Origin of the sequence: Rhodococcus sp. SB1D (assembly GCF_048573875.1) — a bacterium.
GTDB lineage: Bacteria > Actinomycetota > Actinomycetes > Mycobacteriales > Mycobacteriaceae > Rhodococcus_F > Rhodococcus_F qingshengii.
This window is the reverse complement of record NZ_JBMAIQ010000008.1, coordinates 95,035-111,871: the sequence shown is the minus strand read 5'-3', so window position 1 is coordinate 111,871 and position 16,837 is coordinate 95,035. Positions and strand designations below refer to the sequence as shown.

The window sequence follows — 16,837 nt, the reverse complement described above, 5'->3', positions numbered from 1 at the left end:
CGTGGTGCATCATTACTGCCATGCCTCGCCAACCACTCGATCGCGCCGCCGCGGCCGGGGTCGGCATGGTTTTGGTGGGATCGATGACGGCCAATGTCGCGTCGTACCTGTTGGCATGGTTGGCCAGCCGATGGTTGGGTCCGGTCGGCTACGGAGAGTTCGCGAGTCTGCTTGCCGCCCAGTTGGTACTTGCGGTTCCGGCTTTGGCGTTGCAGACGGTGGTCGCCCGCGAGGCGGTGCGTGGCAAGAGCACAGATGCGTTGCGGTCGTTGGGGTATCGATGCACCGCGATCGTCGCCGTCCTCGCGGTGGCGCTCACTCCGGCGATGGCGTGGCTGCTCGACACCGGAATCGTGGCGTCGTTCTCGGCATTGGTGACTGCGCCCATGTTGGTTCTGCTGGCCACGGAGCAGGGGTTGTTGCAAGGACACGGTCGATTCGGCACTCTCAGCGCCGTACTGGCCGGGGCCGGGGTGATGAAAGTCCTTCCGGCAGTGATCGTTCTGGCTTTCGGTGGCGGGGCAGGCGCGGCATTGGTCGCGGGCGCGGCCGGAACTGCGTTGCTGGTGGCGATAGTTCGAGTGGTCGACCGAACCGTCTCGGTGAGCGAGGACCGTCCGGTGCGTATCGGCGTCGTCTCCGTGCTCGCGGCGTCACAAGTCCAGCTCGCGCTGATCGCGTTGTCTTCGCTGGACCTGCTGATCGTCCGTGTCGTTCTCAGCGAATACGACGCCGGTGTCTACGCACTCGGCGCCGTCGCGACGAAGGTGGCGTTCTGGCTGCCACAGGCAGTGGGCGTCGTGCTGTACCCGAAGATGGCGAATCCGGCGCACTCGGCGCAAGCGGTTCGCTCGGCGTTGGCTGTGCTCGTCGGCATCGGCGCCGTGTTGGTTCTGGGGGCGGCGGTTGCCGGCCCGCTGGTGCCGATGCTCGTGGGCGACGCGTACGCCGCCGTGGCTCCGATGCTGTGGGCCTTCGCACTGCACGGTGCAGCGCTAGCGGTACTCCAGGGTGCCTTGCTGTCCGCAATCGCGTCAGAACGCACGCGAGTGGCCCTTCTGGCGTGGGCAGGACTGGCCGTGGAGGCGACGGTGATGCTGGTGTGGGCGAAGACGCCGGGAGAGTTGATCGGCGTCGCCGTGGTGGTTGCGTCGACGACGGCGTTGGCGGTGTCGGTCGCCGCAGTGCGAAGTGCCGACCGCGCCCGGCCGGCACCTCACACCGGCGTCAGTTCTCCAGACGCGTGAACAGATCGTCGAAGTAGTCGAGCGTACGCATCGCGGTGTAGACGGATCCGTAGTTGATGTTCCCACCCGTGTAGACGACGTTGTCGCCTTGTACTGCGCGGATACGGTTCCACATCGCGCGGTCGTCGCTGACGGGATCCACGCCGGGCGCGGTGGTGACGATCATTCCGTCGGCCGAGTCGAGAGCAGTCACGAGGTTTTCGGTAGAGATCTCCTTCTGTCCCTCGACCGGCCACTGGAGCTGGACGCCGAGGTCTTCGGCCACCTGCGTGGAGATGCCCTTGCGGTTGACGCCGTTGACCTTCTGATTCACGTAGTTCAGCAGCACGATCTGCTTGCTCGCCAAGCTCGGGGCGTGACGTTCCTTCAATCCGGCTGCCTTGTCCTCGTACGCTCCGATGACCTGACGGACGTCGGGGTTCTCGGTGCGATTCAGCCAACTCGCCAGCTGATCGATGTTCTCGCGCCACGGGCGCGTGAAGTCCATCGGAAGCACAGGCGCTGTCTGGCTCAACTGCTGTAGCGGCCACATGTCGGAGGCCTCACCGATGTCGGTGCAGATGATCAGGTCCGGTTCCAGCGCGAGAATTGCCTCGACGTTGACCGGTGCCTCGAACACCTGTGCCGTGGGATCGGCCGGAACCCACGGCTCGGCGGCGTCGAAGCTGTACGCGATGACCGGCAGGCCCATCGCAACGGCTGGTTCGAGGTCGAGTCTGGAGTCGATGGCGACGACGCGCTTCGGGGTGACCGGAATGTCATAGGTTCCGAGCGAGGTCGTGACCGTGCGCATCCCGGCCGAATCGCCCTCGGTACCGGCGGACCTCGCGCAACCGGCGGCGAACAGCCCGGAGAATGCAGCCGTGCCGACAACAAATCTCCGTCGCGTCAGATCGCTGACACAGATGTGCGAACCCAGAACTGTTGATGCGGGCATGTGGCTCCTCGTGTTCGGGGTGGTCTGGACTTCCAGAAAACGCTAAGCCCGCAACCACGCGGAGGGAACGACCCGTTGCGCCAATCCGTACGCCGATCCGGCAACAAAGCCCCGAAACGCAGCAGAGCGCCCCTTCCGTGTGGAAGGGGCGCTCTGCTTACTGTCTGAATCAGTCCTTGCGCAGATCCGGACGCGGAATCACCTGAGTGTCGTCCGAGGTCCAGTCGTGCTCACCCGGAGCCGGCTCGGGCGAGCCCTGGCCGCTGGGATTCTGGTTCGTTCCGCCGTGTGCAGCGCGGGCCGGAGTTCCGCCCTTGCCGCCGCGAATGCCGAGGAAGATACCGGCGATCAGCGCGATGACGCCGAGCACACCTGCCACGATCGGGACTGTGCGGCCGAACAGCGAGAGCTTGTCCATGCCGTCACGTGCCTGCTGGACCTGGTACTCGATGGTTGCTTCGTCGAAGGGCAGCGTGACCTTGAGAACCTCGACGTCGACCGAGTCCTTGTTGCGTCCGTAGTACTGGTGCAACTGCTCCTGGCCCTTGACGACGACGCCGGTCTTGGGCTCGACCCACAGGTCACGGACGTTGGTGTACCAACGCGTCATCGTGATCGGAGTAGCGCCACCGGGAACGCCCCAGGTGTCGGCGGGCAGGCTCAGCTTGTTGGTGGGGGAGTTGACGACCTTCGACAGGTCGACGGGATCGATCGTCTGCTGGAAGTGGTACACCTTCAGACCGTTGATCTCGGTCTCTTCGACGAAGTCGATGTCCTTCGTGGCGCGAGCGTTCAGGTCGAAGTAGGGGTAGCTCTTCTGTTCCGTGTTGAACGGGAACTTGTACTGCAGACCGTCGCGGGAAACTTCTTCGGCGGGCTGGTCGCTGGACGTCTGGACGGTTCCGACCGGATCGTTGGTCGGCATCGAGCTGACGCGATCGAGCGTGACGCGGTCCAGGGTTGCGGTCAGCAGTCCGGTGTCGCCCTGCTTGTCGGTACGACGGACGGTCTGGCCGGCTTCGACGGTGATGATGTCGGCGTCGGACGGGTCCTGCGTGGTGACGTAGCGCTGAGCGACGATCGGCACGTTGTTGTCGACCTGCGCCTTACCGGCGAGGAGGGCCGCCGAGTTGAGGACGCTACCGGTGCCTGTGGCGACGGTGGTCACCTCGAGGTCGAGTGGCGTCTTCTCCAGCTTGCCTACCGTGTAGGTAGGAATGAGGATGGCGATGGCCAAAAGGAAGGCACCGAGGCCCACCAGAATGCAAGGAAGTATCCGGCTCGGCCCTGAGCGTTCCGCCATGCTGTGACTCCTAACCCGTTAAGTCTTTCGAGGTTCCCCAACCGGCACAATATGAGCTGCGCAGATCGCATGGGGCCCCCGATGGACACCATGTGTGGCAGAACACTAACAGTCCACCGGCCCGGTTTGTCGCATGAGGGCATGAATTGGCCAGGCATTTTGTTGTGAGTCCCTGGTGGTTTCCCTCAATCGGCCTGGGGTGCACACTTATCCGTGATGATCAGTTCCACGAATTCCCCTCAGACGGTCCCGCCACAGGCTCGGGGCTTCGTTCCGGCTTTGGACGGTATGCGTGGATTGGCGGCGCTCGGTGTCCTCGTCACCCATGTCGCGTTCCAAACCGGTGAAGCGCAGTCCGGCGCGATCGGGCGCGCGTTCGGTCGACTCGATCTCGCCGTAGCGGTGTTCTTTGCCTTGTCCGGATTTCTCCTGTGGCGCCCCCACGCGGCAAAGGCCCGCGGAATCGGGCAGCCGCAGTCGACCGTCCGGTACTGGATCTCCCGCGCGACGCGCATTCTGCCGGCGTACTGGGTGGCAGTGGTCCTGATCCTGCTGTTCCTGCCCGGTGCCGGCGGGGGCTACCAAGTGTGGTTGGCGAATCTCGGGTTGGCGCAGGTCTTCGTGCCGTTGACACTCACCGAGGGCCTCACGCAGATGTGGAGCCTGTCGGTCGAGGTGGCGTTCTATGTTCTGCTGCCGCTGTTCGCGTATCTGATGGTGCGACTACGCGGAAACTCGGCCCGGTTCCGGCTACCGCTTCTGCTCGGGGTGTCGGTGTTGGCGCTGACGTGGGCTTTCATTCCGATCCCGACTCCGGACGCCATTCACCACGACAACTGGCTGCCGGGCTACCTGCCGTGGTTCGGCGCAGGCATGGTGCTGGCCGAGTTGGCCGTGGGCCCGTCGACGTGGATGCATCGCCTCGCGCACCGGCGGGTGCTCCTGACTTTTGTTGCGTTTGTGGCCTTCGTTCTCTCGTGCACCGATCTGGCCGGGCCCGAAGGTCTGGTGCGGCCTGAGCCGTGGCAGTACGCGATCAAGATTGCACTCGGTGCGATCATCAGCTTCTCGTTGATCGCTCCACTGGTTCTGCGCGATCAATCGCAGCATCGATTCCTGGCGAGCCCGCTGGCGCTGGCAATCGGACGCTGGTCCTACGGCCTGTTCATCTGGCACCTGGCCGTACTGAACGCTGTGTTCCCCGTGTTCGGCATAGTTCCGTTCTCGGGCAGCTTCTTCTACGTCCTGGCGCTGACGGTCGTCCTGAGCGTCGCTGTGGCCTCGGCCAGTTACGCCTTGGTGGAGGAACCGGCGCGCGTCGCGGTGACGCGCTGGGAGAAGCGCCGCCATATCGGTGAACCGGCAAAGGGCAACGCGGCCAACCCGGTCACGACCAAGGCCACCAACATCGAGAACTGAATCGCGAACGAGTCGCCCACATAGCCGCCCGGTGCTCGCCACGGTCCGGTCGAGAGCAGCGTGATGCCGATCATCGCGGCCACGCCGGCGGTGCCGACGAGAATGCGTGCGGTCCGAGCCGGGCCGAAGATTCGCAGCGCGGCAAGTCCGAGGATCGAGCACACAACTGCGATCGCCGCTCCCACTCCGCCGCCGATGACGGTGGCCGCCGCGAGCACGCCCACCCATCCTGCCGCGACGCTGCGCCACGGTCGGGGTGGTGTGAGGGGCTTGGGCTCTCGGCGCGTGGGGACAAGAGCCGCGAACAGCAGCGGGATCAGCAACACGAGCCCGCCGAATATGCCGAGGCGGTACCAACGGTCGCTGGGGAAGTCGATGGTGACGGTTCCCGCGGTGCCTGCCGGCACGATCCAGCCCTGCTGCCAACCGTTCACGACCACCGGCGTCAGCTCGGAACCGTCCGGCGCCGTGGCGATCCAACCGATGCTGGTGCTCTCGGGATTGACGATCAGCTGATCGGCGGACGAGTTCGTGACGGTGAGTTCGCGGTGATTCGCCGTCCACGCGGTCGATTCGAGCGGTGTATTCCGCTGCGCGGCTGAAGGACCGACCGCCGCCAGGTCGAGATTGTCGACCGAGAATGCGGGGCCTGGTTCGACGACCACTTCAGGCTGTCCCGCCGGCAAAGTCGCCGAAGCGTCCAGACCGCACACACGTGCCTCGACGGGTGCGCCGGTCCGAAGTTGCGTCGCCGTCGCCGTGATCGAGGTGGGGAATTGCTGTCCGGCAACCGAAATGGTCGGGCCGTCGCCACAGGTGACGGTGACGGTGCGGTTGTCGAATGAGTCCGAGCCCTGCACTCCCGAACCGGCGATCGGGGTTCCGTCGGCACCGATGACGCCGACCTCGGCGAGGCCGGTGGGCTGCGCCTGGGCGAAGCCGAGCGCCGTCTGATCGAGGACCGGTTCCCAATCGGTGATGCTCAGGACGATCTTGTCGGTGACGAAGGGGGAGAGGGTAATTCGACTGGTTCGAGGCGTGTCGTCCGAGGGTTCGGGCAGCTCTCGCACCTGCGGCCCGTTGCCGAGATTCACCGCGACGCTGGTCGGCAGCGACGGCAGGGTGCCGAGTCCCCGGGTGATGTCCAGGCCGGTGACCAGGGTGGGCTCGGGAAGATTGAGAGTCAGCGTCGGTTTCGGGCCGCCCGGTTCTGTGGTGCTCTGCGGCGCCGACCACGTGGTGCGTGCGTCGCCGTCGGTGGCAGCGAAGGCAGATCCGCGTGTGTCGCCGATGTCGCTCGAACCCGAAGCCGTGATTCGGCCTGGGACGGCAAGCAGATCTTCGAGGGCGTTGCCCTGACGCGCTCGGACAGTCAGTGTCGGTGTAACGACTGTGTTTTCGGGCACCGTGAGCGTGCGCTGGAAGCGGCTCGGCTCTTCCGGTATCGCCATGAATGCATTGCTGCACCGCACGCGGTCGGTCGAGTCCGCGCACGCGTTGCGACCGGGGAACTCCTGGCTCAGATTCCAGGCGTTCACGGATGCGCCCGTCGGCGTATTCGGCAGGACCGTGTCGAAACGGATCGGTACGGTCTTCGGTGCGCTGCGATCGGAGAAGTCTTCGACGGAGAGTTCGCTGATGCCGAACTGTGTTCCAGGCGATCCGTTTTCGGTGTGAGTCGCTGTGATGCGTACCCACGGAGTGGTGCCGCCCGGGATCGAGACGGTGATGGGCTCACCGGGACGCTCCACCTTCACCGCTGTGCTGCCGTTCGGTGTCGAGACCTCGAGCCATTTGACGGGAGCTCCGATTGCCGCGGCACTGGTGGTCAGATGAAGCAACCCGCTGGAAATCGGTGTGTCGAAGTCGATCTGCAACCACTGGCCCAGTGCGCGCTCGATGCCGTTGCTGAACCAGCCGGTGGCGGGATCGCCGTCGACCGTCGACGCGGGACTGCTCGACGGTGAAGTGCCGCCCAGCTGGGTGGCATCCGAGGCGGCGCTGGAGACGGTGATCGAAGCTCCGATCCAACGGCCTTCCACGAGAGGCGTGTTCGCAACCGGGTAGTCGGGCACCAGATTGTAGGTACGACGAGCGTCGTCAGGGGTGCGCAGGGCGGAACTGTGGTTGTCGACCTGACCGAAATCGGTTTCCCGATCGCGCGGTGTGTCGGTGACGGTGACAGAATCGACGGGCAGTCCCGCAGCTTCGGCGTCGGCGGCAAGAATCATCGGCCCGGTCCCCGGAACCAGCCCGCTTTCGTGAAGTCGCACAGACGATTCCGGCCCACCTTGTACACGCGGAACCTGGTTCAGGTCGACGGAGTACGGGCCGCTGACCGCCGGGGTGCCGTCGGGCGGGGTGACCTCGAAGATCTCGATGGCTGGGTAACCGGGACGCAGATCGCTGTCCGCGACCAGCCCTTCGATCGGTTCGGGGCTGTCGTCTTCACCGAAGTGGGCGACTCGCTTGATCCCCGGCGAGCCTTCGACCGCCTGGTGCACGAGTATCGGCCTGGCCGAGCGCGACGTTTCGCCGTCGAGGTCGTTGCGCATCACCAGGTAGTGGATGCCCTGCCCCAGCAAGGTCTGTGCGAGGCCGTCCGACGGACGTCCGTCGGCGATGAGACGTTGCACCGAATCGAGCGCTCGGATGGCGCCGGGAGGGGTCAGCGGGACCGAGTCACGTACTGCCCACGGCGTACTCGCCAACGCCTGAAGCGGTTCGTCACGCGTCAGACCCCACACCTGGCTGCCGAAGGGCGCTCCCGGGACGACCAGGGCACGTTCGGCTTCCGATCCGGGGGAGGTGTTGTCCTCGAGCCACTGCGCCGCCTCGTTCCAGTACGAGGGGACGTCCGGATACGCACCGCGGGGAGCGAGCTTTCCCGTCCAGGCCAAGGCGGTCGAGAGGGTGAGGGCAACGAGGATCAGGCTGGTCAGTGCGACCATCGGTTCGCGCTCGGGATGGGCGAACGCGCGGCGCCATCGGGCGAGTGGAACCGATCCCGGCAGTGGCACTTTGGCCAGCAGGTGTGCGAGTCCGAGCACCAGCGGCAGACGGACCAACGGCTCGAGCTTGTGGACGTTGCGCAGCGGCGCGCCTGCCGAGTCGAGGAACAGGCGCACCGACTCCGACACCGGCGAGCTGAGTTCACCCACGTAACCCGCGGCCAGGCCGGTGATACCGACGAACAGGATGAGCGTCAGCCGGCCGCGAGCAGGCATGGACCGCATGCAGAGCCCGGCGAGGCCGGCGGCGGCAACCAGGCCGGTGGCGACGACTGCTGCGGGTTGGGTGACCAGGACGGCGCCGGCAATGCGTTCGGGGGAGACGAACGGGGTCCAACTGTCCGTGCCGCGAAGTATCTCGGCGAGCGATGCCCACTGAGTGGTGACACCGGCGGACTCGATGTAGTCGAGAAACGGTGGGCTGATCTTGCCGAGCAGAAGTAGCGGCACGATCCACCAGAGGGTGCCGAGAGCGACGAACAGCGCCCACCACGCGGTGAACGTCAGCCATGTTCGGTTGGGTTTGTGCGAGAGCCACCAGATGATCGCGACCAGGCAGGCCGCGGCGGTGGCGACGGCGTTGATCGAACCCATGAGTGCGACGGCAAGTGCGGATTGTGCGGCCAACCGCCTCAACCCCCGTGAGTGGTCAGGGAGTCCAGGGACTCCTTTTCCACGCACAGGGCCGAAGGCCAAAACCACCGGCAACAACACCCACGGCGCCAACATCATCGGAAGGGTTTCCGAGGAAATCGAACCGAGCGTGGTCAGCACGCGGGGAGAAAGAACAAAGGCAACCGCTGCGATCACGCGCGAACTACGGCTGCCGATGCCGAGAGCCTCGGCAACTCGGATGATGCCCCAGAAACCTGCGATCAGAAGCAGCGCCCACCAGATGCGCTGGGTGACCCACGGCGGAACGTTCGCCAACTCGCCGAGCGCGAAGAACGGCCCGTGCGGAAAGAAATATCCGTAGGCCTGGTTTTGAACCTGGCCGAGTGGGGCCTGACTACTCCACTGATGCGAGGCGCGTTCGAGAAAACCGAACGGATTCTGCGTCAGGTCGTACTTGGTGTCAGCGGTGATCAGACCCGGCGATTGCAGAAAAGTGAGAAGAAACGCTACGACGGAGGCGCCGAACAGCCACCGCTTCGACAGGGGCTCTGCCGACGGGGCGGTGTCTACCGAAGACACCGCTGCGTCGGCGGAAGAACGGGAACTCGCGAGGCCTGCGCTCTCAGCGGCTGCCGTACTCAACCTGGTTCAGCACGGAAGAATCTGCGTTTCCGCTGCGGTCGATCTCGGGACGAGTGTTGTCCGACGCGGCGGCCGTGACACCGAAGATGACGCCGGCACCCAGAACGGCACCGATGACAGCGCTGGCCACACCGGGGACAAGGAACTTCGTCATCGCGGATCTCCCAATTGGTCGTTAGTCGGTCGTTCGCGGTCGGACGGACTTACCGGCCCGTACGAACTGCTCGGGTCAAGGTATCACCCGCACTCGAGAATCCGGACGATTACCCTCGTGACGTGCTGGTCAGTCGAGGGTTTCGGCGCCAAGCGCGGTCAACAGAGTGCGCAGTTTCGTAGATGTCTCGTCGAGTTCGTCCTGCGGATCCGATTCGGCGACAATTCCACCACCCGCGCTGGCCCAGGCGTTGCGGCCGTCTGCACTGATCTCGGCGCAGCGGATGGCAACCACCCAATCGCCGTCACCGGCCTCGTCGCACCATCCCACGGCGCCGCCGTAGAAACGCCGAGGCTCCTCGGTCTCGCGGATGACCTTCAGTGCCGCGTCGGTGGGTGTTCCGCACAGCGCGGGCGTCGGATGCAGCGCGATGGCGAGGTCGAGCGCAGTGGTGTCGTTTCGCAGTGTGCCGCGGATCGGGCTGGCCAAGTGCCAGACCTCGTGAGTATTGGTCAGTTCGGGAGTTGCCGGCACCGACAGATCACTGCACATCGGTTGCAGGACCTGGCGGATCCACGACGTCACGAAGGCGTGCTCGGCCAGATTCTTCGTCGAATGCAGAAGGCTTTCGCCTGCCTCGCGGTCTTGATCGGCGTCGGCGGATCGCTTGGTGGTCCCGGCCAACGGGCGACACGTCACGACGCGCCCGCGTCGACTGACCAATACTTCGGGCGTCGCGCCGACCAGGCTGTGGCCCTCGAATTCGGCTCCCGCAGCAGAGAGGTCGACGGCAAAGGTGTTGGCGACGGGATTGAGCGCCGCCATGCGTGCGGCGAGCGCGGTTGGGGAGATCGGGGTCTGCGTGCGAAGTTCCACAGTGCGAGCCGCGACAACCTTGTCGATCTCTCCACTGCGGAGGCGTCCGATCAACTTTTCCACTCGACGAAGATGCTCCGACGACGACGGGATCTCCCGGTCAACCCGGGTCGTGGGCAGGGCCTGGGGATCGCGCGGTTGCCACGGCCGCGACGCGATCGTCGCCTCGGCAGGTTCGTACAACGCCGTTGCGGCAGCCGGGTCGAAGGGGAGCGCTCCGACGATCAGCTTTGTCGTACCTGCCGACAGAGCGTGGGTGGCCGCGTCGGAGCTGTCGAAGCTGCGTTGTACGCCGCGGGTGACCACGCTGTGATCGGGGCGCGAGAGAACAAAACCGTCCATGGTGCTTTCGACACTAGTCGGCCACGGATCAGGAATGCGCGAAGGTCACTTCCCCGGAGGGACGATCAACACCGGCCGATGACTGTGACGCAGAACATGATCCGCGACGCTGCTCTGCAGTAGCGACCGCAAACCCGTGGTGCCGCGGGTGCCGGTCACGATGATGTCGACGTCCAATTCGTCTGCGGTTTCGACGATTGCAGACCAGATCGCGGATCGGCACTCGGCGCTTCTGCCTTCGACGGTCAGGCCTGCGGCCTCGGCCAGTGCGACGCCCTCGGCGAGGGTGACTTTGGCGTCGGTGTACGCGATGTCCTCGACGTCGTCGTCGGGAACCCACTCCGGTTGCATCACCCCGGACAGGCCGGACATGCGAGCGGCCTGGCGAACCATGGGCTCCCAGGCAGTGACGAGAACAGCACGATTGGCGGAGAGGAAACGCCCCGCATAGTCGACTGCACGCTTGGCGTTGTCGGAACCGTCGTACGCGATGAGCATCAGACCTTGTGGCATCACGACCTCCTCGTCAGCGGGGGAATCGGTTCTCTTCCAGGCTACCGTCCCGATGTGCCCGTGAGGGAGTGTATGGGTACCGGGTCCGTTACGGTCGAGGTATGCGGATCAAGTTTCTGAAGGCTGCGACGACCATTGCTTTGTGCGGAGGGTTGGTTGCGGGATGCTCGGGCGAAAACGGGACCGCCGATCCGGTTTCGAGCGCCCCGACCAGCACCACCTCCGAGATCACGTCGACGCCTGCGGCATCGAGCTCCGCACCCGTCGCCGCGTCGTGCGGTAGTGACCTTCTAGCCTCGCTGTCCTTGCGTCAGAAACTTGCCCAGCTGCTCAACGTCGGCGTCACCGGGACCGACGACGCATTGTCGATAGTGCAGAACGAGGAGATCGGCGGCATATTCGTCGGAAGTTGGACCGATCAGTCGATGCTCACCAATCGCGAAGTGCCGCAGGTTGCTTCGGCGTCGAAGTTGCCGTTGATGGTGACGATCGACGAAGAAGGTGGACGGGTTTCGCGCGTCGCGGACATCCTCGGGCCCGATCCGTCGGCCAGGGAAACGGCGCAGACCATGACAGTGGAACAGACGTACCAGATGGCACTCGAGCGTGGACGCGGTTTGAAGGATCTCGGGATCACCGTCAACTACGCACCCGACGTCGACGTCAGCAGCCAACCCGACGACTCCGTGATCGGGGACCGCTCGTACTCCGACGACCCCCAGACCGTGGTTGCCTACGCCGGTGCGTACGCGCAGGGGATGCGCGACGCCGGAATCTTCCCGGTGATCAAGCACTTTCCCGGGCATGGCAGCGCGTCGGGTGACTCGCACCGGGGTGAGGTGACAACGCCGCCGCTACAGGATCTGATCGCGTCGGACCTGATTCCCTTCCGCGAGCTGTCGGGAACCGGAGTCGGCGTCATGATGGGGCACCTCGAGGTTCCCGGTCTGACCGAGCCCGGTACCCCTGCCAGCATCAGCCCCGCAGCCGTTGCGTTGCTTCGCGACGGAGTGGGTTACGGCGCAGCGCCGTTCACCGGCCCGGTGTTCACCGACGACCTCAGCGGCATGCAGGCGATCACCGACCGATACGATATTGCCGACGCGGTTCAGGCTGCGCTGGTGGCTGGAGTCGATCAGGCATTGTGGCTGACCACCGACGACGTTCCGCGGGTTCTCGATCATCTCGAGCAGGCCGTCGCGTCGGGTGAGCTTCCGCAGACGCGGGTCGATCAGGCCGTGGTCACAGTTGCCGCTGCCAAAGGTGCCGTGACCTGCTGAGTCGAAGTCAGGATTCGACGCGCAATCTTACCGTAGAGTAAGATCGACATTTACCCTGTGGTTGGAGGAAGCATGGCCGGCGGTACCAAGCGACTGCCACGCGCAGTGCGTGAGCAGCAGATGCTCGACGCGGCTGTGGACGTGTTCTCCGACAGGGGGTTTCACGAAACTTCGATGGACACCATCGCAGCCAAGGCCGAGATCTCGAAGCCGATGCTGTACCTGTACTACGGCTCGAAGGAAGAGTTGTTCGCGGCGTGCATTCATCGTGAAGGGCTCCGCTTCCTCGAGGCCCTCGCCCCGGCCGGCGCGCCGAACCTGACTCCGCGTGAACAATTGCGCGCCGCTCTCGAGGGCTTCCTCGGGTTCGTGGGCGCAAACCGCAAGTCGTGGATGGTGCTCTACCGTCAGGCCGTCGGGCAGCAGGCTTTTGCGGGCACCGTGCAGTCCAGTCGCGATCGGTTGATCGAGTTGACCGCGCATCTGCTCGAGTCCAGCACCAAGGATCCTGATGCCGCGCACGATTACGGGATCATTGCCATCGCGCTCGTCGGCGCCGGTGAGGCGGTAGCGGACCGGGTTGCGGGTGGGGAAATCGAAGTGGATGCCGCAGCGGATCTACTCGAATCCCTCGCGTGGCGCGGTCTGTCGGGCAAGAAGAAGTCCGAATAGCTCTCAAACCAATCTGAGCGAACGTACCTTTCAGCGCATCCAAGGCGCCGAAAGGTACGTTCGCTCAATTGGGGCGGGTGGGAACCCGACAAAACTCAGGTCAGCGCAGCGTCGCAGTGACGTGCGGGTAACCCTTCTTCGGGTGGCGCAGTGACAGATCCCAGCCGTCGTCGGTGCGATCAGCGTAGGCATTCAGCGTCGCCGGTAGCAGAATCGGCTTGCCGAAACGCACGCTGTAGGTGACCTTGTCCGCGACGGACCCCTCGACGGTCCGCAGAACTGCCGCGGCACTCCACATTCCGTGAGCAATGGTCTTCGGGAAACCGAAAGCCTTCGCGCCCAGAGACGAGACGTGAATCGGATTACGGTCGCCGGAGACAGCGGCGTACTTGCTGATCGTGGTCTGGTCGACGCGGATGGTGCTCATCGGCATCGGGGGGACCTCGTCGGCCTTGGGCTCCGGACCGGGCTGGCCGGACAGGGAGGTCTTCTGCTGGTTCAGGAAGCTCGAGGTCTGTCGCCAGACCAGTTCCCGCCCCACCCGAATTTCGGTGATCACGTCGATCAGCAGGCCCTTGCGGTGCTCACGCAGGTTCTCGGCATGCACCGAGAGGTCCAGCGGTTCGCTGACGGAGATGGGCCGCAGCGATTCGATGACGTTCTCGGCGTGAACGGAGCCGACGGCGGCGAAGGGGAAGTCCTTCGACACCATCAGCTTCATCACGGTCGGGAAGGCCAAGGTGAAGGGGTACGTGATCGGCAGAGTGTCGCCGAACCGCAGTCCGGTCACGCGGCAGTACGCCGCCAGATTGTCGGTGTCGACCTTCAATCCGGTGAGGGTGAAGGTCTGCTGTGGCACCGAGCGCGAGTTGGACTTGTTCCACGGCAACAATCCCAGTACCGCGCGGGAGTAGATGTCGAGGGTCTTCGGCTGCTCGGTGAGCGCGACGGTCTTTGTTGCCATCATGCGCCCAGGAGGCTCTGGCCGCAGACGCGAACGACCTGTCCCGTAACGGCATTGGAGGCCGGGCTGGCGAAGTATGCGACGGTCTCGGCGACGTCGACGGTCTCGCCGCCCTGCAGGAGCGAGCTCATGCGGCGGCCGGCTTCGCGGGTGGCGAAGGGGATGGCTGCGGTCATGGCGGTCTCGATGAAGCCCGGTGCGACGGCGTTGATGGTGATGTTCCTCTTCGCCAGGACGGGAGCTTCGGCGTGCACGAGACCGATGACGCCGGCCTTGGAGGTGCCGTAGTTGGTCTGGCCGCGGTTGCCCGCGATGCCGGCGATGGAGGAGACGTCGACGACGCGGCCGCCTTCCTTGAGGGCGCCCTTCTCGACGAGGTGCTCGGTGATCTTCTGCGGTGCAAGAAGATTGACGTTCATGACCATGTTCCAGCGGCCCTCGTCCATGTTGGCGAGGGTCTTGTCGCGGGTGATGCCGGCGTTGTGGACGATGATGTCCGCTCCACCGTGACGCTCGAGGAGGTGAGCTGCGAGGACCTCGGCTGCGTCGGCTGCCGTGACGTCGAGGGCGAGGGACGTGCCGCCGACCTTGTTCGCGGTCTCGGACAGCGCTTCGCCGGCGGCCGGGATGTCAGCGCAGACGACGTGCGCGCCGTCGCGGGCCAGGACCTCGGCGATGGTGGCGCCGATACCGCGGGCTGCGCCGGTGACGACGGCAACCTTGCCTTCGAGCGGCTTGTCCCAGCTTGCGGGCGCGACGGAATCTTCAGCGCCGACGACGATGACCTGGCCGTCGACGAAGGCGGACTTTGCCGAAAGGAGAAAGCGCAGAGTCGATTCCACGCCGGAGAGTCCGGTGGATGCCTTGGGGGAGACGTAGACCAGCTGAGCGGTGGAGCCGCGCTTGATCTCCTTGCCGACACTGCGGGTGAAGCCTTCCAGAGCGCGCTGCGCGACATGCTCGTCGACGCTCGACGTTTCTTCCGGAGTCGTGCCGAGAACGACGACGCGAGCCGACGGTGCGAGGTTGCGGATTACGGGCTGGAAGAACTCGAACAGCTGCTCGAGCTCGCTGACCTGAGTGATTCCGGTGGCGTCGAACACGAGTCCACCGAAGCTGCTGTCGTGTGCCTGAGCCGCCGGGTAGTCGGAGAGCAGTACGCGAAGTGGTTCTGCGAGTCGACCCTTGCCGCCGATGAGGACAGGTCCGGCGAGTGCGGGTTCTCCTGCTTTGTATCGACGCAGGTTCTCGGGCCTGGGCAGGCCGGCCTTCGACGCGATGAATGCGCCGGGGGCGGACGAGAGGAACTGTGAATAGAGGTCGGGAGCTCCCTTGCTGGCTGCCACGGTCCTACCTTCTGTTGTGTTTCGGGTTGTCTCTCACCGGGCAATCGAAAGAATGCGGCGATAGACAAGTAACTTACTACTGAGTAAGAATAGTCTTCAACAGGTAATCGCACCATCCTTGGAGACGCAAGTGACAAGCAAAGCCCGTTCAAATGCAAAGCCCGCCGCACCGCGCACTGCACCGGCCGCAGCCGCTGCAAATTCTGCAGGTCAGCGCCGTCCGGTTGCGATCGTCGGCGGAAATCGCATTCCGTTCGCACGCTCGGACAAGGCGTACGCACAGGCGTCCAACCAGGACATGTTCACTGCGACGCTCGACGGTCTGGTGAGCCGATTCAATCTGCAGGGCGAGAAGCTCGGCATGGTCGTCGGCGGTGCGGTGCTCAAGCACAGCCGTGATTTCAATCTCATTCGCGAGTCCGTTCTCGGCAGCGCGCTGAGCCCGTACACGTCGGCGTACGACCTTCAGCAGGCGTGTGGCACGGGACTGCAGTCGATCATCGCCGTCGGCGACGCCATTTCGGCCGGCCGCATCGATTCGGGCATCGGCGGCGGCACGGACACCACGTCCGACGCCCCGATCGGCGTCAACGATCAGGCGCGCGAGTTCCTGCTCTCCCTCAATCGCGCGAAGTCCACGGGCGACCGCATCAAGCTGCTCGGCAACGTCCGTGCGGGCATGCTCGGCCTGGAAATTCCGCGCAACGGCGAGCCTCGCACCGGCAAGTCGATGGGTGACCACGCTGCGATCACCGCCAAGGAATTCGGCATCAAGCGCGAGGACCAGGACGAACTTGCCGCTGCCAGCCACAAGAACATGGCAGCTGCCTACGACCGCGGTTTCTTCGACGACCTCGTCACCCCGTTCCTCGGCCTGACCCGCGACGACAACCTCCGTCCCGGTTCGACCGTCGAGAAGCTGTCGACGCTCAAGCCCGTCTTCGGTACCAAGCTCGGCGACGCGACGATGACGGCAGGCAACTCGACGCCGCTCACCGACGGCGCTTCTGCAGTGCTCCTCTCCACCGACGAGTGGGCAGCCGAGCGCAATCTTCCGGTTCTGGCGCACCTCGTCGATTCCGAAACCGCTGCCGTCGACTACGTCCACGGCAAAGACGGGTTGCTCATGGCTCCTACGTACGCGATCCCGCGTTTGCTGGCCCGCAACGGTCTGACCTTGCAGGACTTCGATTACTACGAGATCCACGAAGCCTTCGCTTCGGTGGTTCTGGCAACCCTGCAGGCCTTCGAGTCGGACGAGTACTGCAAGGAACGCCTCGGCCTCGACGGCGCATTGGGATCGATCGACCGAAGCAAGCTCAATGTCAACGGATCGTCCTTGGCTGCAGGTCACCCGTTCGCGGCAACCGGCGGACGTATTGTGGCTTCCCTCGCAAAGATGCTCGCGGAGAAGGGTTCGGGCCGCGGCCTGATCTCGATCTGTGCGGCCGGTGGCCAGGGTGTCACGGCGATCATCGAGCGGTAACCGCTCCACAATCTCCCCATGCGACTGAAA

12 protein-coding genes and 1 pseudogene are annotated in these 16,837 nt (G+C 64.8%); 5 read left to right on the top strand and 8 right to left on the bottom strand.

The window, feature by feature from the left end; all coding sequences use genetic code 11:
• Positions 1–20 precede the first annotated feature (20 nt).
• Positions 21–1,247, top strand: coding sequence for a lipopolysaccharide biosynthesis protein (locus ACN50D_RS18820; protein WP_042920247.1), 1,227 nt, complete (start codon positions 21–23; stop codon positions 1,245–1,247).
• Here ACN50D_RS18820 and ACN50D_RS18815 read toward each other — a convergent pair.
• Both ACN50D_RS18815 and ACN50D_RS18810 read right to left on the bottom strand, forming a co-directional pair.
• Complete coding sequence (locus ACN50D_RS18815) at positions 1,228–2,184, bottom strand: ABC transporter substrate-binding protein (protein WP_064074119.1); 957 nt, start codon at positions 2,182–2,184, stop codon at positions 1,228–1,230. The two genes, ACN50D_RS18820 and ACN50D_RS18815, sit on opposite strands and share 20 nt — an antisense overlap.
• Positions 2,185–2,353: 169 nt before the next feature.
• The gene (locus ACN50D_RS18810; RefSeq protein ID WP_064443181.1) at positions 2,354–3,487 is read right to left on the bottom strand and encodes a DUF3068 domain-containing protein; all 1,134 of its coding nucleotides are present in this window, start codon (positions 3,485–3,487) and stop codon (positions 2,354–2,356) included.
• A gap of 216 nt (positions 3,488–3,703) precedes the next feature.
• Between ACN50D_RS18810 and ACN50D_RS18805 the strand changes: the two are divergent.
• Positions 3,704–4,753, top strand: a pseudogene (locus ACN50D_RS18805) (acyltransferase family protein); the annotation flags it as partial.
• A 23-nt stretch (positions 4,754–4,776) separates the two neighbouring features.
• Here the strand turns inward: ACN50D_RS18805 and ACN50D_RS18800 are convergent.
• The 4 genes from ACN50D_RS18800 to ACN50D_RS18785 all read right to left on the bottom strand — a co-directional run bounded on the left by ACN50D_RS18800 (position 4,777) and on the right by ACN50D_RS18785 (position 11,059).
• Complete coding sequence (locus ACN50D_RS18800; protein ID WP_204856200.1) at positions 4,777–9,111, bottom strand: alpha-(1->3)-arabinofuranosyltransferase; 4,335 nt, start codon at positions 9,109–9,111, stop codon at positions 4,777–4,779.
• Between the two features lie 43 nt (positions 9,112–9,154).
• On the bottom strand, positions 9,155–9,328 hold the full coding sequence (locus tag ACN50D_RS18795; RefSeq protein WP_003945488.1) for a DUF2613 domain-containing protein: 174 nt from the start codon (positions 9,326–9,328) through the stop codon (positions 9,155–9,157).
• A gap of 129 nt (positions 9,329–9,457) precedes the next feature.
• A complete protein-coding gene (locus ACN50D_RS18790) occupies positions 9,458–10,546 on the bottom strand; it encodes an isochorismate synthase (RefSeq protein ID WP_211921567.1) in 1,089 nt (362 codons plus the stop codon).
• A 45-nt stretch (positions 10,547–10,591) separates the two neighbouring features.
• Entirely contained in the window at positions 10,592–11,059 is a 468-nt protein-coding gene (locus ACN50D_RS18785; protein WP_058039142.1) for a universal stress protein, read from the bottom strand.
• 101 nt (positions 11,060–11,160) lie between these two features.
• Here ACN50D_RS18785 and ACN50D_RS18780 point away from each other — a divergent pair, with 101 nt between their 5' ends.
• Together ACN50D_RS18780 and ACN50D_RS18775 are read left to right on the top strand one after the other, a co-directional pair.
• A complete protein-coding gene (locus ACN50D_RS18780) occupies positions 11,161–12,339 on the top strand; it encodes a glycoside hydrolase family 3 N-terminal domain-containing protein (RefSeq protein ID WP_003945797.1) in 1,179 nt (392 codons plus the stop codon).
• Between the two features lie 72 nt (positions 12,340–12,411).
• Positions 12,412–13,011 (top strand): TetR/AcrR family transcriptional regulator, encoded by a 600-nt coding sequence (locus tag ACN50D_RS18775; RefSeq protein WP_003945885.1) that lies wholly within the window; start codon positions 12,412–12,414, stop codon positions 13,009–13,011.
• 100 nt (positions 13,012–13,111) lie between these two features.
• Here the strand turns inward: ACN50D_RS18775 and ACN50D_RS18770 are convergent, their stop codons facing one another.
• Both ACN50D_RS18770 and ACN50D_RS18765 read right to left on the bottom strand, forming a co-directional pair.
• Entirely contained in the window at positions 13,112–13,975 is an 864-nt protein-coding gene (locus ACN50D_RS18770) for a MaoC/PaaZ C-terminal domain-containing protein (RefSeq protein WP_007734551.1), read from the bottom strand.
• Positions 13,975–15,321 (bottom strand): 3-oxoacyl-ACP reductase, encoded by a 1,347-nt coding sequence (locus ACN50D_RS18765; protein WP_211921569.1) that lies wholly within the window; start codon positions 15,319–15,321, stop codon positions 13,975–13,977. The genes ACN50D_RS18770 and ACN50D_RS18765 overlap by 1 nt, the downstream gene beginning before the upstream one ends.
• 130 nt (positions 15,322–15,451) lie before the next feature.
• Here ACN50D_RS18765 and ACN50D_RS18760 point away from each other — a divergent pair, with 130 nt between their 5' ends.
• Positions 15,452–16,807, top strand: a complete 1,356-nt coding sequence (locus ACN50D_RS18760; protein ID WP_003945465.1) for an acetyl-CoA C-acetyltransferase — start codon at positions 15,452–15,454, stop codon at positions 16,805–16,807.
• Positions 16,808–16,837 lie beyond the last annotated feature (30 nt).